Source organism: Citrobacter sp. Ce006 (assembly GCF_030336535.1).
GTDB lineage: Bacteria > Pseudomonadota > Gammaproteobacteria > Enterobacterales > Enterobacteriaceae > Citrobacter > Citrobacter europaeus.
The window spans coordinates 436,020-451,775 of record NZ_JAOWDO010000072.1 but is presented as its reverse complement, the minus strand read 5'-3'; the positions used below and the strand labels follow the sequence as shown (position 1 = coordinate 451,775).

General features: G+C 54.9%; 11 protein-coding genes. 3 read left to right on the top strand and 8 right to left on the bottom strand.

What is annotated here, in order from left to right:
* The first annotated feature begins 26 nt into the window (after nt 1–26).
* Nucleotides 27–1,115, top strand: a complete 1,089-nt coding sequence (locus OGV94_RS16440) for an oxidoreductase (protein ID WP_286523798.1) — start codon at nt 27–29, stop codon at nt 1,113–1,115.
* A gap of 97 nt (nt 1,116–1,212) precedes the next feature.
* Here the strand turns inward: OGV94_RS16440 and OGV94_RS16435 are convergent, their stop codons facing one another.
* Together OGV94_RS16435 and cstA are read right to left on the bottom strand one after the other, a co-directional pair.
* On the bottom strand, nt 1,213–1,410 hold the full coding sequence (locus tag OGV94_RS16435) for a YbdD/YjiX family protein (protein ID WP_043015543.1): 198 nt from the start codon (nt 1,408–1,410) through the stop codon (nt 1,213–1,215).
* 63 nt (nt 1,411–1,473) lie between these two features.
* Entirely contained in the window at nt 1,474–3,579 is a 2,106-nt protein-coding gene (cstA, locus tag OGV94_RS16430; protein WP_286523796.1) for a pyruvate/proton symporter CstA, read from the bottom strand.
* Between the two features lie 500 nt (nt 3,580–4,079).
* On the opposite strand from cstA, the gene OGV94_RS16425 reads away from it, so the two are divergent.
* Nucleotides 4,080–8,381, top strand: a complete 4,302-nt coding sequence (locus tag OGV94_RS16425) for an autotransporter outer membrane beta-barrel domain-containing protein (RefSeq protein WP_286523794.1) — start codon at nt 4,080–4,082, stop codon at nt 8,379–8,381.
* Nucleotides 8,382–8,419: 38 nt separating this feature from the next.
* Here OGV94_RS16425 and entH read toward each other — a convergent pair whose 3' ends face one another.
* Genes entH through entC form a run of 5 tightly spaced genes read right to left on the bottom strand, consistent with a single transcriptional unit; the run spans nt 8,420 to nt 13,281 of the window.
* Entirely contained in the window at nt 8,420–8,833 is a 414-nt protein-coding gene (gene entH, locus OGV94_RS16420) for a proofreading thioesterase EntH (protein ID WP_286523792.1), read from the bottom strand.
* A gap of 2 nt (nt 8,834–8,835) precedes the next feature.
* Nucleotides 8,836–9,591 carry a 2,3-dihydro-2,3-dihydroxybenzoate dehydrogenase EntA gene (gene entA, locus OGV94_RS16415; protein WP_043015540.1) on the bottom strand — a complete coding sequence of 252 codons (756 nt, stop codon included), beginning with the start codon at nt 9,589–9,591 and terminating at the stop codon, nt 8,836–8,838.
* A complete protein-coding gene (locus OGV94_RS16410) occupies nt 9,591–10,448 on the bottom strand; it encodes an isochorismatase (protein WP_043015539.1) in 858 nt (285 codons plus the stop codon). Before OGV94_RS16410 ends, entA begins: the two co-directional genes overlap by 1 nt.
* Nucleotides 10,449–10,461: 13 nt before the next feature.
* Nucleotides 10,462–12,072: a (2,3-dihydroxybenzoyl)adenylate synthase EntE gene (gene entE / locus OGV94_RS16405; protein ID WP_100194083.1), complete on the bottom strand. Its 1,611-nt coding sequence runs from the start codon at nt 12,070–12,072 to the stop codon at nt 10,462–10,464.
* A gap of 33 nt (nt 12,073–12,105) precedes the next feature.
* Nucleotides 12,106–13,281, bottom strand: coding sequence for an isochorismate synthase EntC (gene entC, locus OGV94_RS16400; protein WP_286523790.1), 1,176 nt, complete (start codon nt 13,279–13,281; stop codon nt 12,106–12,108).
* Nucleotides 13,282–13,468: 187 nt separating this feature from the next.
* On the opposite strand from entC, the gene fepB reads away from it, so the two are divergent.
* Entirely contained in the window at nt 13,469–14,425 is a 957-nt protein-coding gene (gene fepB, locus OGV94_RS16395) for a Fe2+-enterobactin ABC transporter substrate-binding protein (RefSeq protein WP_043015536.1), read from the top strand.
* Between the two features lie 53 nt (nt 14,426–14,478).
* Here fepB and entS read toward each other — a convergent pair whose 3' ends face one another.
* Nucleotides 14,479–15,717: an enterobactin transporter EntS gene (entS, locus tag OGV94_RS16390; RefSeq protein ID WP_043015535.1), complete on the bottom strand. Its 1,239-nt coding sequence runs from the start codon at nt 15,715–15,717 to the stop codon at nt 14,479–14,481.
* Nucleotides 15,718–15,756: the final 39 nt, after the last annotated feature.

Below are 15,756 nucleotides of genomic sequence, written 5' to 3'. Positions count from 1 at the left end.
CAGGACAGCCAAAAGGACAACACAACATGAGTAATACCGAGATTCGCGTCGTCACCGGCCCGGCCAACTATTTTTCCCATCCCGGCAGCCTGTCGAGACTCAACGATTTTTTCACCGGGGATCAACTCTCACGCGCCGTCTGGGTATATGGTGAGCGTGCCATCGATGCAGCCCGACCTTATCTGCCAGAGACCTTTCATCTTGCCGAGGCTAAACGCCTGCTGTTTACGGGCCATTGCAGTGAAACCGATGTTGCTCAGCTGGCAAAAGAGTCAGGGGAGAATCGCAGCGTGGTGATTGGCGTGGGCGGCGGGACATTGCTCGACACGGCCAAAGCGCTGGCCCGTCGTCTGGAACTGCCTTTTGTCGGTATTCCTACTATCGCGGCGACCTGCGCGGCCTGGACACCACTCTCCGTCTGGTATAACGATGCAGGACAGGCGCTGCATTTTGAAATTTTCGCGGATGCAAACTTCCTCGTACTGGTAGAACCCGAGATCGTTCTCCATGCGCCAGAAGAATACTTACTGGCGGGGATCGGCGACACGCTGGCGAAATGGTACGAGGCCGTCGTGCTCGCACCTCAACCGGAAACCCTGCCGCTTACCGTGCGTCTGGGTATTGATGCGGCACAGACGATTCGCGACGTCCTGCTGGAAAGCAGCGAGCAGGCGCTGGCAGACAAACAGCAAGGCACGTTAAGCCGAACGTTTTGTGATGTGGTGGATGCGATTATAGCCGGAGGCGGCATGGTCGGCGGTCTGGGCGAGCGCTATACCCGCGTGGCGGCCGCGCATTCGGTACACAATGGCCTGACCGTCCTCCCGCAAACGGAGAAGTTTTTACACGGCACCAAAGTGGCGTACGGCATACTGGTGCAGAGCGCGCTGCTGGGACAAGATGATGTGCTGGCGCAGTTGATTACCGCTTATCAGCGCTTCAACCTACCAACCCGATTAGCTCAACTGGAAGTGAACATCAATAACCGCGTCGAACTCGATAAGGTTATCGCGCACACTCTGCGCCCTGTGGAGTCCATTCACGCGCTGCCGGTAACGTTAACGCCGCAGACCCTGCGCGCAGCGTTCGAAAAGGTAGAGTCGTTTACGGTGTGACTATGGTGCAGGTTGCCTGATGACGGCTTCGCCTTATCAGGCCTACGGTCAAAGCATTGTTGTAGGCCGGATAAGCGTCAGCGCATCCGGCAAAAAATTAACAGCACTTCGCGCCGCCTTTCCCCCCATAGCGCGCATCCTGACGCTCGCGGAAAAATTCTTCATAGGTCATTGGCATCTGGTCCGGATGCGTGACGCGCATATGTTCAACATAGTTGTCGTAATCCGGCACACCTATCATTAATCGGGCGGTTTGACCTAAATATTTCCCAGCTTTGGAGAGCGTTTCAAACATAGTGTTTCCCTGTCGTACAAACGCCCTCCCCGTTCAGGAGAGGGCTCGTTGGTTAAGAGAATATTAGTGCGCGCCTTTCGCTTGCGCCACGATCTCTTCGACATTATCAGGCATCGGTTCGTACGGCGTTTCTTTCGACGTCGGTTTGTCATCTTTCAGCGCTGCCAGCGCAGTTCTGATGGAGAACAGACCCAGCACCACAACGACCACCATGAAAAAGATGGTCAGTCCCGCATCCAGTCGGTTATTAAATACCAGTTGCGTCAGCTGCGACTGGGTGTACTGCGCCGGAATGTTGCCGCTGTCGATCATCGCCTGGAACTTGTTGGCGATAGCCAGGAAGCCGATTTTCGCATCCGGGCTAAACGCTTTCTGCCAGCCAGCGGTCAGGGTACAAATCAGCAGCCATGCCGTTGGCACCAGCGCCACCCATGCGTAGCGCTGACGTTTCATCTTGAACAACACCACAGCACAGAGCATCAGCGCCATACCGGCCAGCATCTGGTTGGCAATACCGAACAGCGGCCACAGAGTATTAATACCGCCCAGTGGATCCACCACCCCCTGGTGCAAGAAGTAACCCCAGGCCAACACGCACAGCGCTGTAGCCAGCAGGTTCGCAGGCAGCGAATCGGTACGTTTCAGACTCGGTGACACCACGCCCAGCAGATCCTGCAGCATAAAGCGCGCGGCACGTGTACCAGCATCTACCGCCGTCAGAATAAACAGCGCTTCAAACAGAATGGCGAAGTGATACCAGAACGCCACATCCATCATACCGCCCAGCGCGCCGTGCAGAATGTACGCCATCCCTACAGCCAGCGTCGGCGCTCCGCCTGCGCGGGAGATAATGGATTGTTCACCGACTTCATTGGCGATTTGATGCAGGGTGTCCGGCGTAATGGCAAAGCCCCAACTGCTGACCACCTGCGCCGCAGAAGCGACTACGTCAACCGTCCCCGCCGGAGCCAGCACCGCCATCGGGCTGTTCATCGCAAAGTACACGCCCGGATCGATGATACACGCAGAAACCAGCGCCATGATGGCGACAAAGGATTCCATCAGCATCCCGCCGTAGCCGATAAAGCAGGCCTGCCCTTCATTCGCCAGCATCTTCGGCGTGGTACCGGAAGCGATCAGCGCATGGAAGCCCGATACCGCGCCACAGGCAATGGTAATAAACAGGAACGGGAACAGGTTACCGGTCCAGACCGGGCCAGTACCATCAACAAACTTAGTCAGCGCAGGCATGGTCAGCGTCGGACGCATGATCAGAATCCCTACCGCCAGACCAACAATGGTGCCGATTTTCAGGAAAGTAGAAAGATAATCACGCGGCGCCAGCAGCAGCCACACCGGCAGCACGGCAGCGACAAAGCCGTAGCCCACCAGCATCCACGTCAGCTGTACCCCGGTAAAATCAAAGTACGGCGCCCAGGTCGGGCTTTCAGCGACCCAGCCGCCGGAAATAATAGCAAACACCAGGAATACCAGACCGATGACCGACACTTCACCAATGCGGCCCGGGCGCAGATAACGCAGGTAAATCCCCATGAAGATCGCCAGCGGGATGGTAAACGCGACGGTGTAAGTGCCCCACGGGCTGTGGGTCAGCGCTTTCACGACGATCATCGCCAGTACCGCAAGGATAATCACCATGATCATAAAACAGGCCACCAGCGCAATGACACCCGCCGTAGGGCCCATCTCTTCTTTCACCAGTTCGCCAAGGGAACGACCATCGCGACGGGTAGAAACAAACAGCACCATGAAATCCTGTACCGCCCCCGCCAGCACTACCCCGGCGAGCAGCCAGATCATACCTGGCAGATAGCCCATTTGCGCCGCCAGTACGGGTCCAACTAACGGACCCGCTCCGGCAATCGCCGCAAAATGGTGACCAAACAGCACTTTTTTATCGGTAGGAACATAGTCCAGACCATCGTTATGACGCACGGCTGGCGTCATACGCGTCGGGTCCAGCGCCAGTACATTTTTCGCAATGTACAGGCCATAGAAACGATAAGCGATTAGGTAGACACAGACCGACGCCACGACTATCCACAACGCGTTGATCTGTTCACCACGGTTTAATGCGATATAGCCGAGGGCAAATGCTCCCACTACGGAGAGCAATGTCCAGACGAGGTACTTCCCTGATTTGTTCATAGTTGTATCCGTTATCCTGGTCAGAGAGATGTTACATTTTGTTTCTATAACATCTTTTCTTGATTTAACAACCTGACAACCATGTAAAGCGGATATATCACTGATTTTTTACATTGTATTGTTAACTTGATCACTATCAACGCAGAGACAACTGAAAAAATTGCGCGCTATGTGCCAACCCCTCAATGTTTTGTCCACATCTCTTCCCGGCATGATGCAGAGCGTGTCACTTAATATTTTTATTATTAATAAGAATATTAATTAACAATATTAACCTGAATCTCTCAACTTATACGATTAATGCACTCATGGATTAAGACTATCCTGATTTTGTATGCAGTTAGTGCTTTATTTCATTTTAATCACCGATTTCAAAGCAAAGAATATAGCCGCATCACCAGTTTTAATGACAAAATCATCCATATAAAAAAAATAAAATTAATTAAGCAGAATTTTTTCAACGCCAGGTTGTTCAGGATGGCCGTATAAGGATATAAATTATGAATAAATGCTATCGCATCGTCTGGAATATCGCCAGAAATATGTTTGTGGTGACTTCAGAACTCTCGCAGGGCGATCATCGGGTCCGCGCAACCGTCGCGGGCCTGGTGTTATCGGCGGTTGGATTAACGGCAAACTGCGTTCATGCCAGCGACTACGGTCCGCTTAGCGGTGAAACCATCAGTTTAAATGATGGCGATACAGTGACGTCTGTTGATGGCACCACGGGTATCGAAAGCCTGTCCTCAGGGGGGCAAGGCGTACAAATTAATGGTAAAGCCACCATTAACGTTACTGGTGATAGTGGTTCTGTTGGGGTAAAGCTTGATAACAGCGCCAGTAATAATTTAGGTAACGGCACACAGATTAACGTTACGGACACAGGAACGGCGAAAACAGCATCAACCACAGGTCTTTATATTAACAACACCAGTCCAGGCACAAATATAGACGCCGAGAATATATCAATTAATACCATTAGTAAAAAAGATGCTTACGGAATTAACGTTCATACAGAAAACGCCACGCTGAACTTCGGCAACAAGAGTAAAATTATCACCGAATCCCAAAATGGTAATGCGACGGGCGTCTATTTCTATGACGACAATAATACGTTAACCATGAATGCTGGATTAATCCAGGTTAACACCGAAGCAACCGGTAAGGCTGTCGGTATCGACACATACTGGGCAAACGGTACCACGCTCAATTTTGGGGATGACAGCCGCATAGAATTAACCAGCGGCACAGCCGGCGGCAGCGCGCTCTATCTTGGAAAAAACACCCAGGTTAACGCGAACGGGCTGAACATTGATTTCACCGTATCAGAGGCAGGAACAGGCACCACGATTTATGGTATCCAGGAGGGGCAATACAGCCAAATTGATCTGGGCAAGAACAGCGCAATTACGCTCTCAATGCCTGGAGGTACGGCATATGGACTCGTTTCTGGTTCACAAAGTTATTTTACGGCAGATAGCCTTGATATCACCCTTTCCACAACCTCTACCGAGCGCGCAAAAGGTACGGGCGCGGACATCAGCGGCAACGTGGATTTTGGCAATGATTCCACCATTACCGTGCACGGTTTCTCCGAAGGATACGGGATGATTGTTGATGATTATTCAGCAACCAGCAAAGATGATGCCATCGGGACAGTAAAGGCCAACAATCTCACCATTGACGTCACCGGCCAGAAGACGGAAGGGCTTCGAATAGAAGGCGGCGTGGTTGATTTAGGGTCAGACAGCGCCATTAGCGCAAACGGGACTGCATCAACAATTTACCTGACCGGCCGAGGATACAGTGAATTCAATGCCAAAAATCTGACCGTCACGACCGCGCAGTCCACCGCCCTTACACTAATGAGCAGCATGCATGCCGCCGTCGCCAACATTGGCGAAGGCAGCACTATTGATGGAAGAAATTCCACAGGCCACACGACCAACGGTATTGTGGCCAACACCCCCTACAGCGCCCCGACAACCATAAATTTCAACGGTTCAGCAGAGCAGCGAAACACTATCTACGCGGTGAACGGCTATGGCGCATCAGCCCAATACAGCGGCGCGACGATCAATATATCCAATACGGATATCATCATGAGCGGTAACGATCCTTACGGTCTTTGGGCCATCGGCGATGGGGATTTTACCCATGCAGGCATCATCAATGGCGAGAACCTGACTATTGATATGACCGGCGCTAACGGCAGTGGTTACGGCGTGATAGTGCAAGAAGGCGGTATCGTGAATCTGACGGGCGATACCACCATTATCGCCGACGGCGGCGTTGCCATCTGGAATCCGAAAGTTTCTTCGGGCGGGAATGTTCTACCTGGCGGGACGGTAAATGGCTCAGGGAAAATGACCATAGCCGGCGACATCGTTAACAGCGGCTGGGGATATATCAACCTCAATATGGACGCGGGTTCTTATTTCGCCGGGGCAACCTCGGTTAATGAAAGCTTCAACGACCAGGGTATTGATTCAATCCTCAACCTTAACCTTGCCGACCAGAGCCTGTGGCGGGTTACCGATGATTCCACGCTCACGACGCTGACTAACGCAGGAACCCTTGAGCTGGCGGCAGACCACGCAGCCGGAACTTACAGCACCGTGCATGCTGACGAGGTCACGCTGAAAGAAAGCAGTATTCTCAGCGTCGATTTAAGCGCCGCGGCGCTGGCCAGTCGGTCCGCTAACCCGCTAATTACCGGCGGACAGGTTAATCCCGGCGGAGATCTACACATCAGCAATTCGGGTAATGCGCTGGATCTCAACGCGCTGACCTCAGACAATCAACTGGCAGACATCGACACGGTTACGCTAATTGATGCCGACTCCGCAATCGTGAGCGATTTCGCTTCGATCTCAACCGATCCGGATACCCTGCCCGACTATATCGCGATTTCTGGTCAGATTAACGCCCTTGATAATACCCAATATGAATTGGGTGTGGGGCTCAGTTGGTACGCCGGAGACTCCGCCGCGGTCTCTACGCCTGCACACGGTACGTTTACCCTTGACGCGGGCCATACATTTACCGTCAATGGGTTGCTGGCAGATACCTCACCCAACGCCACCACTGGATGGGACGGTAAAAGTCTGACCAAAAAAGGAGACGGCACGCTCACCCTTACCGCAAAGAATACCTGGAGCGGAGTCACAGACATTCAGCAGGGAGCGCTGTGGTTGACTGAATCGGGCGCTATCGGCGCTGAAGGCAGCAAGCAGAGCGTCAATGTCAAAGTCGGAGCCACCCTCGGCGGCAACGGGGTAATCAACGGCGCGGTAAATAACCTCGGCCTGCTAAGTTTTGGCGATAGCACAACGCCAGACAGCCAGTTGATCGTTAATGGCAATGTGACCAACCAGGGCGTAATCCGCAGCAGTGGTTCGACTCCCTGGAATGCGTTAATCATCAACGGCGACTACACGGGCAACGGCGGTCAGCTCTCACTTAACGCCAGTTTAGGCGATGATAATTCACCAACCGACCAGCTCATTGTCTCGGGTAATGTTAACGGCAGCACCACGCTCTACATCAATAATGTGGATGGCGTGGGTGCATATACCGATCAAGGTATCGAGATTGTTGACGTCGGTGGGGTGTCATCAGATAACGCGTTTTCTCTTGGCAATCAGATTCAAATCGGCCTGTATGAGTATCGTCTGTATGAAGATAACGAAAGCTGGTATTTGCGTTCCAAAGCAGAAACACCCGACGACCCGGATGATGACGTCACTCCGATCGATCCTGATGACAGCGACGTCACACCGGTCGATCCTGACGATGGCGGCAGCGACGTCACGCCAGTTGATCCTGACGACGGCGGTAGCGACGTCACCCCGTCAAATCCACAATATCGCGCCGATATAGGCGCTTATCTGGGCAACCAGTGGCTGGCGCGTAGCCTGCAGATGCAAACGCTGTTCGATCGTGAAGGGAGCCAGTACCGCTCGGCCGAAGGAAGCGTCTGGGCGCGAATGAAAGGCGGAAAAACGGACACATCGGCTGTAAATGGCAATATCGACATGGACAGCGATTACACCCAGTTTCAGCTTGGCAGCGACCTTGCAACCTGGCGCGATGATCAGCAAAGCATCACGTTTGGCCTGATGGCCAGTTACCTTGACGGCAGTACCGACAGCACCGGAAATCGTGGCGCGGATGGCAGTCAGTTTACAGCCACAGGCGATATCGACGGTTACAATCTTGGCGCGTATGCCACCTGGTTCTCTGATGCCCGGCAACATCGCGGCTGGTATGTTGATACGTGGTATCAGTATGGCTTCTACAATAACAGCGTCGAGAATGGCAATGCCGGTTCAACGCATTACGACTCCCTGGCTCACGCGATTTCGCTGGAAAGCGGTTATCGCTACGACATGAATATGAGCAGCGCTAACACAGTAAGCCTGACGCCACAGGCGCAGGTTATCTGGCAACGCTACGAGGCAGATAGCGTTGAGACAAATGGTACACGCATAGACGGGCAAAATGGCGATAGCTGGACCACACGTCTTGGTCTGCGAATTGATAGCCAGCTTTCATTCGTCGATGCAACCGTCCGGCCATTCGCAGAGATTAACTGGCTACACTCCACCGACGATCTGGCCGTATCATTTGATAACGCAACGGTAAAACAGGATCTTCCTGCCGATCGCAGCGAGCTAAAAGTGGGAATTCAGGCGAATCTCAATAGCCAGTGGAACGTCAGCGTCCAGGCGGCAGGTCAGAAAGGTAATAACGACTACCGCGATCTCAACGGGAGTTTTAATCTGCGCTATAGCTGGTAACTGGTGTTACGAAGCGCGTCTAAACGACGCGCTTATCTTCACCCCATCACTGCAGTGCCTAAACGACAGGTGCAACAGCGTCGTCCCTGTTCATCAAAGATAACGATTTCCCAGCTTTGGCTCTGACGCCCGAGGTACAGCGGCTGGCAGACACCGCGCACTTTCCCCTGCGCAACCGCCCGATGATGGGTAGCGTTCAGTTCCGTCCCCACCACGCACTGCCCGTCGCGCGTCATCAGATAACCCGCCATCGAACCCAGCGTTTCCGCCAGAGCCGCCGACGCGCCGCCGTGCAGTAGGCCAAACGGCTGATGCGTGCGGCTATCCACCGGCATTTCGGCTTCCAGCACATCATCCCCCAGTCGGGTATAAACCATGCCAAGATGCGCCACCATCGTGTTCTGACTGGTAGCATTCAGTTCATCCAGCGTTAAATGACGTTTCCAGATCATGGTCATGCCCCCAGCGTAGAGCCGCCGTCCACCACGATATCCTGCAGCGTAATGTGGCTGGCAAGGTCAGAGGCGAGAAATAAAATGGTGTTGGTGATTTCCTGCGGCCGGGCGATTTTCCCCAGCGGAATACCGAGCTTAAACTGCTCGCCAAACCCACGAATGCGCTGTTGCTCCGCGTCATCACTAACCCACAACGTACGCTGCATGTCAGTGTCGGTCGAGCCTGGTGAAACCACATTACAACGCACACCGCTACCCGCCAGCTCAAGTCCGACGGTCAGCGCCAGGCTTTTCAACGCGGCTTTTGACGCGCCGTAGGCGCTCATGCCGATACGCGGTGTGTGCGCCGCATCCGACGCGACGGTCACGATCGCCCCGCCCTGCTGGCGACGAAACTGCGCCATCGTCTGCTGAAACAGATTGAACGCCCCGCCAACGTTTACCGCAAACGTCTGCTGCCACTCCTCAGCGCTCAGCGCATCGGTGGCCCCCATACGCAAAATACCTGCGGCATTGACCAACACATCCAAACGCTCGCGCGCTTGAAGGACGCGCTGGCACACCTCAGCCACCTGTCCGGCATTCGCCACATCCAGTACTTCGGTCGTAAACGGGTAGTTATCCTGAGGAAACTCGCGATCGAATCCTGTCACCTCAGCGCCAGCATGCGCAAATGCCAGCGCCGTGGTATAGCCAATCCCTTTTCCCGCCCCGGTTACCCAGACGGTTTTCCCTGCAAAATCAAATCCGGCCATTACTTCACCTCGCGGGAGAGCAGCGTCCACCAGGCGTCAATGGTCGGATTTTTCGCCAACATCACGAAATCAATGTCGCCATGAACTTTACGCCAGCGCGCCGCCAACGCCATCATGCGCACAGAATCCAGCCCGTAGTCGATCAGGTTTTCATCATCCATCGGCTCTTCAGACTCGTCCAGCAGCGGCAGAATAACGCTGCGCAACGCATCCTTAGTGGCCGGGACCGGGGTCGGTAATAATTCCTGAGTCATCACTACGCGCCCGGAACGCCCTGCCACGTATTTCAGCGACATCAGGTGCTCGTCACGGCTAAAGTCCGCCAGCGCATCGGCAACCATAAACGGCTTGATATCACGCATAAAAGCGTCCGTTGCGGTGGTCATACAGCCGATATGCGCATACACCCCGGTAATGATCAGTTGATTACGACCGGTTTCCTTGAGCATCTGTTCCAGCGGGGAGCGATGAAATGCGCTGTAACGCCATTTCACCAGAATGGTATCCGCTTCATCCGGGGCCAGCGCCTCAACAATCTTTTGCTGTTCTGGTGAACGCGTCAGACCCGGTCCCCACATATCATTGAGCAGAGCGCGGTCTTCATCACTCTGTTCTTTCGGCTGAGCGGTGTAATACACTGGAATGTTATGTTCTTTACAGTACTGACGCAGTGCGGCGATGTTAGCGACAACCTGCTCCATCATCGGGCAGTTATCACCCCAAAAGCCGATAAAATAATCCTGCATGTCGTGGATCAGCAGCGCGGCGCGTTCAGGGTCAAACGCCCAGTCGACCTTGTTCACCGGAACATCAAGCGCCGTGGGTAGCGCATAAGCCTGCAGTTTAGGAATTGCCATCTCTTTTTCTCCTTCAGGCCAGTGAACGTGCTGCCAGCCACTGACGTAATTGTTTTTTATCCACTTTCCCAACCGGGGTCAGCGGTAATGACTCAACGCATTCAACGCGGTCAGGTAATTTGAATTCCGCCACGCCCTGTTCACGTAGAAAACGACGCACCTGCACCGCGCGCAGCGGCTCTTTTACCACCAGCCAGGCACAGCTTTTCTCGCCCATCAGTTCGTCATCCATACTGACCAACGCGGCATGGATCACCGATGGATGGCGCAGCAGCAGGTTTTCAATCTCTTCAGCAGCGATCTTCTCCCCACCACGGTTGATCTGATCCTTCTCGCGTCCCTGAACGGTGATATAACCATCCGGATCGATAGCGATCAGATCGCCGGAACAATAAAAACCGTTGGCGTCAAAGGCGCTGGCATTGTGCTCTGGACTTTTGAAGTAGCCGCGGAAGGTGTAAGGGCCACGCGTCATCAGGCGTCCGGTTTCACCCTGGGCTAATGGATTGCCATCAGCGTCCGCCACCCAGACTTCATCATCGGGACACATTGGGCGACCCTGGGTATTGATGATGCGCTCCGGGCTATCATCCAGACGGGTGTAGTTCACCAGCCCTTCCGCCATGCCGAAGACCTGCTGCAGCTGGCAGCCAATCTCTGCAGGAATACGCGCCGCAAGCGTGGCGGAAAGACGTGCCCCACCAACCTGCAACAGCGTCAGCGAAGCCAATTGCGCATTGCTGCCCCATTCCGCAATGGCCTGCAACCACAGGCTCACCGCAGGCGGTACCAGCGCCGTGACGTTAACCTGATGCCGTTCTATTAGCGGGAAACAGAGGGTTGCGCTCGGGTCATCCGCCAGCACCACGGTGCCGCCGGCCAGGAATACGCCCAGTGCGCCAGGCGAACTCATGGCGTAGTTATGCGCCGCCGGGATCGCGCACAGATAACGCGTTTCCCCGGTGAAGCGGCAAATCTCATTGCTGCGACGCACACTGTAGTAGTAATCGTTATGGGTACGAGGTATTAGCTTTGGCGTCCCGGTCGTCCCGCCGGAAAGCTGGAAGTACGCCACCTCATCAGCGGGCGACGGCGTGGCGGTAAAATCAGTCGCAGGTTGGCTTATCGCCGTTTGTAGATTGTGTTCACCTTCATCATTACGCAGTTGCACCACGCGCACTGAATTATGTTCAGCCACAAAAGCGTTTAGAAAATCGTCCCCGCTAAACAGCGCATGCTGGCGATCGGCAATCAGCAGCGCCGGTTCAATCTGTTTGGCATAGGCGTTTAGTTCGTTACGCTGATGGCTGAATAACGCCAGCACCGGGGCTACGCCCAGCTTGAGCAGCGCAAAGAAGGTGATATACAGCTCAGCCACATTGCCCAGTTGCACCAGCGCGGTTTCACCGGGTTTGAGTCCCTGACGGCGCAGGCTGCAGGCGAGATTGTCAGCGGCCTGATTTAGCTGGCGATAGCTCAGATGGCGTTCACCATCAATTACCGCCGTATGATCGCTTTCTGCGTGACGGGTCAGAATGTCGGTCAGCGGCAAATCCTGCCAGTAACCTTTTTCACGATAGCGGCGGGCAAACTCCTCCGGCCAGCGGGTGAAAGGAATACTCATTATCGCTCCTCAGAAGCCTGGTCAATAAGGCTCTTAATGCAGTCCAAAAACATTCAACATCGTGGAGAGCTTGGCCCCCGTTTCACGCCATTCCGCAACCGGGGAAGAGGCCGGAACAATCCCGGCGCCAGCAAAGAAACGAACCTGATTACGCAGCAGCTTCGCGCAGCGGATCGTCACCACCCATTCACCGTTACCTTCGGCATCGCACCAGCCAACAATGCCGCCGAACAGTTCGCGATCGAACGGCTCCAGCTCGGCGATAATGTTGCGTGCAACCTGATGTGGGAAACCGCTCAGCGCAGGCGTCGGATGCAGCAGACACGCCAGCGTCAGGGCGTTTTCCTGCGCGTTGGCTTTACCTTCAAACGGTGTGCCAAGGTGCCAGAGCGTTGGCGTGGTAACCAGTTGCGGTGAAGAAGGCAATTGCAGTTCACGACTGCGATCGCGCAGGACGGTTTTCATCGCCTGCGTCACCAGGTCGTGCTCATGGCGATCCTTCTCGGAGGCCAGCAGGCGGATCCCCGCCTCTCGATCCAGCACATCATCTGGCTGACGACGTGCCGAACCGGCCAGCGGCAGTGAGCTAAAACGATCGCCTTCTTTGCGCAACAGCAGTTCCGGGCTGGCGCCAATCAATACGCCGCCGTCTTCCAGAGGCACATGGAAGTTGTAGCTGGCCGGATTTTGCGCCACCAGGCGCTCCAGCAGCGCGCCACTGTCAATGTTGGCATCGGTGGTGATATCGATCAGGCGTGACAACACCACTTTGTCGACTTCCGGGGTTGCCGTCAGCGCAGCCGCCCGGCTGACCATATCTTCAAAGAAATCCTGTTCCGGGATCGATTGACGTTCAACAACGTTCAGCGACTGATGCGCGTTAAAGTAACGTGATGACTGCTGCTTAGCCGTTCGGGAGAACGTCTGCCACGAGCGGGGAATAAACAGCGATGACGGCTGGCGGGTATCAAAAGGAATCGCCCCTACCATGATGGGGTTCGCGATGCCCTGCGATTTGGCATCCGCAAACAGTGCATGCATTTTTTGTTGGAATGGGCTGTCTGGCGAATCGCCATCAATTGCCGGTTCCGCGTAGCGGGCGAAGCATCCTGACGTCGTAAAACTACGATACGGCGACATAAAGAAAAAACTGTCGGGAGCGAGCGTCGGCATAGTCTGCGTTTTTTCCTCGGCCAGTGACGTATCCATATCATCCTCCAAAAATGATAAAGGCTCTAATAATGATTATCATTTATATTTTCGGTCGCTAACCTAAAAGCAAAGCGCCGGTATGTCAACTCTTGTGGTAGCACAATGTGCGACTTTGGCTTGCATCCTTGCCCACTAACAATGAAAATGAGAAGCATTACTTATACTGATAACAGGATGCTGATACGTGAGTCTCCCCTCTTTTTGTCGCACCGTGCTCTTACTGGCTGGTTTATCTATTTCAGGAATTTCTTCAGGGCACGCCGCCGACTGGCCGCGTCAGGTTACCGACAGTCGCGGCACGCATACGCTGGAGCATAAGCCACAGCGAATTGTCTCCACCAGCGTCACCCTCACCGGCTCGCTGCTGGCGATTGATGCTCCGGTCATCGCCAGCGGTGCCACTACGCCGAACAACCGCATCGGCGATGCACAGGGCTTTTTACGCCAGTGGAGCGAAGTGGCAAAGGCGCGCAAACTGAGCCGTTTGTACATCGGGGAACCGAGCGCTGAGGCCGTAGCGGCACAAATGCCGGATCTGATTCTGATAAGCGCCACTGGGGGCGATTCAGCCCTCGCGCTTTACGATCAGCTGTCCACCATTGCGCCAACGCTCATCATTAATTACGACGATAAAAGCTGGCAGTCGCTGCTGACCCAGTTAGGTGAAATTACCGGTCAGGAACAACAGGCGGCATCCCGTATTGCCGAGTTTGATAAGCAACTGCAGGCGGTTAAGCAACGTATCACCCTGCCGCCGCAACCGGTCAGCGCGCTGGTGTATACCGCCGCCGCGCACAGCGCCAACCTGTGGACCCCTGAGTCGGCGCAGGGCAAACTGATGGAGCAATTAGGTTTCACTCTGGCCCCGCTGCCTGCCGGTTTGCACACCAGCCAGAGTCAGGGCAAACGCCACGATATCATCCAGCTTGGCGGTGAGAACCTGGCGGCTGGCCTGAACGGCGAAGCGCTGTTCCTGTTTGCTGGCGACAGCAAAGATGCCGATGCCATTTATGCCAATCCGCTTCTGGCGCATCTGCCAGCCGTGCAGAATAAACGTGTTTATGCTCTGGGTACGGAAACCTTCCGTCTCGACTACTACAGCGCGACGTTGCTGCTGCAGCGTCTGTCGGCTCTGTTTTAATCGCCCGCGCCGGATACGGCTAATGCCTTATCCGGCCTCCCCTGGGCATAACGTTAGCTGGCATTCACGGGCATTTGTCGGAATCGGCGCACTTCACCCAACAGCAGCAGCAGTAGCAGACCGATAATCACCAGCCCAAAGCCACTCACGCTTGCCGAAGCGACCGGCGTCATTATCGCGCCCAGACCACCTAACAGCGCCGCGCCAATCGCATCGCCGGTAACGTTCTGCGCCGTCCACAAACCGTTAATTCGCCCAAGCATTGCTTCCGGCGTCTGCGTCTGTAACAGGGTGTATTGCAACAAAGAGCTGACCGCACTCAACCAGCCGAACAGCGCCAGGCAGACAACCCCAAGCTGCCAGACCGGCATCAAGCCAAACAGACCAATTGCCAGGAACGACGCTACGGTTGATGCCAGCATGATCAGTCCCGGACGAACGCTGTGCGCCAACTGTCCGCTGGTCAATGCCCCCACTGCCGCGCCAAGAGGAATGGCGGCATACAGCAGACCAATTTGCGCGCTCGACATGTGCCAGTTAATTGCCAACGCCGGATACAGCACGCGCACGGCGCTCGCCATAGTCAGCAGACCGCCGAGCAGCGCAATGCCGCCAATTAACGGGCTGGCAAGCAGAAAGCGAAATGCTGCCAGCAGCGATTTCAGCGGATGCTCACGCGGCTGTGGCGGAGGCGGCAACGCGGGAAGACTCAACAACGGCAGCAAGGTAATGAAAGTACCCGCCGCCGCCAGCCCGTAGTTCCAGGCCACGCCGCCGGTCGCGAGCAGCACCCCGCCAAGCATCGGCGAAATTACCGAACCCAGGCGTACCGTCAGCATGGTAATTGCCCCGGCCTGCATCAAATTCTCGCGCCCGACCAGTGCCGGCGTTGCCGCCAGCAAAGCGGTTACGCCCAACGAGGCAAAGAAACCGTCCCATAAGCCAAGCAGATAAATGGCCAGTAACGATGGTTCGGGCAGCAGCGCATTCAGACATAGACCAATAAAGCCGACGCCGCAGGTTCCACGCGCCAGCAGGATCACTTTTTTACGCTCATAGCGATCGGCCAGCACCCCGCCCACCATCAGGCCAATAAACATTGCGCTGCCGGTCAGCGTCACCGATAAACCTACCTGCCAGGTCGACTGAGTCATCATCTGGATCTGTACCGGAACCGCCACGCCGAGTAGCCCCAGAGAGACAATGGAAATAAAACGGGCGAGGAAGACGGCGCGAAATGCAGGGTGGGTCTTTAACAGGCTGAGATTGAGCAGCCAGGATTGTCGATTCATTACAGAGCCTTACCAGGTACTTTTTCAATATCCATTCGA

Excerpts from the sequence above, each read along its gene's own strand:
- entS (WP_043015535.1), bottom strand. The coding sequence starts at position 15,717 with ATGAATCGACAATCCTGGCTGCTCAATCTCAGCCTGTTAAAGACCCAC.
- entA (WP_043015540.1), bottom strand. The coding sequence starts at position 9,591 with ATGGCCGGATTTGATTTTGCAGGGAAAACCGTCTGGGTAACCGGGGCG.
- OGV94_RS16435 (WP_043015543.1), bottom strand. The coding sequence starts at position 1,410 with ATGTTTGAAACGCTCTCCAAAGCTGGGAAATATTTAGGTCAAACCGCC.
- OGV94_RS16425 (WP_286523794.1), top strand. The coding sequence starts at position 4,080 with ATGAATAAATGCTATCGCATCGTCTGGAATATCGCCAGAAATATGTTT.
- OGV94_RS16410 (WP_043015539.1), bottom strand. The coding sequence starts at position 10,448 with ATGGCAATTCCTAAACTGCAGGCTTATGCGCTACCCACGGCGCTTGAT.
- OGV94_RS16440 (WP_286523798.1), top strand. The coding sequence starts at position 27 with ATGAGTAATACCGAGATTCGCGTCGTCACCGGCCCGGCCAACTATTTT.
- cstA (WP_286523796.1), bottom strand. The coding sequence starts at position 3,579 with ATGAACAAATCAGGGAAGTACCTCGTCTGGACATTGCTCTCCGTAGTG.
- entC (WP_286523790.1), bottom strand. The coding sequence starts at position 13,281 with ATGGATACGTCACTGGCCGAGGAAAAAACGCAGACTATGCCGACGCTC.
- entE (WP_100194083.1), bottom strand. The coding sequence starts at position 12,072 with ATGAGTATTCCTTTCACCCGCTGGCCGGAGGAGTTTGCCCGCCGCTAT.
- entH (WP_286523792.1), bottom strand. The coding sequence starts at position 8,833 with ATGATCTGGAAACGTCATTTAACGCTGGATGAACTGAATGCTACCAGT.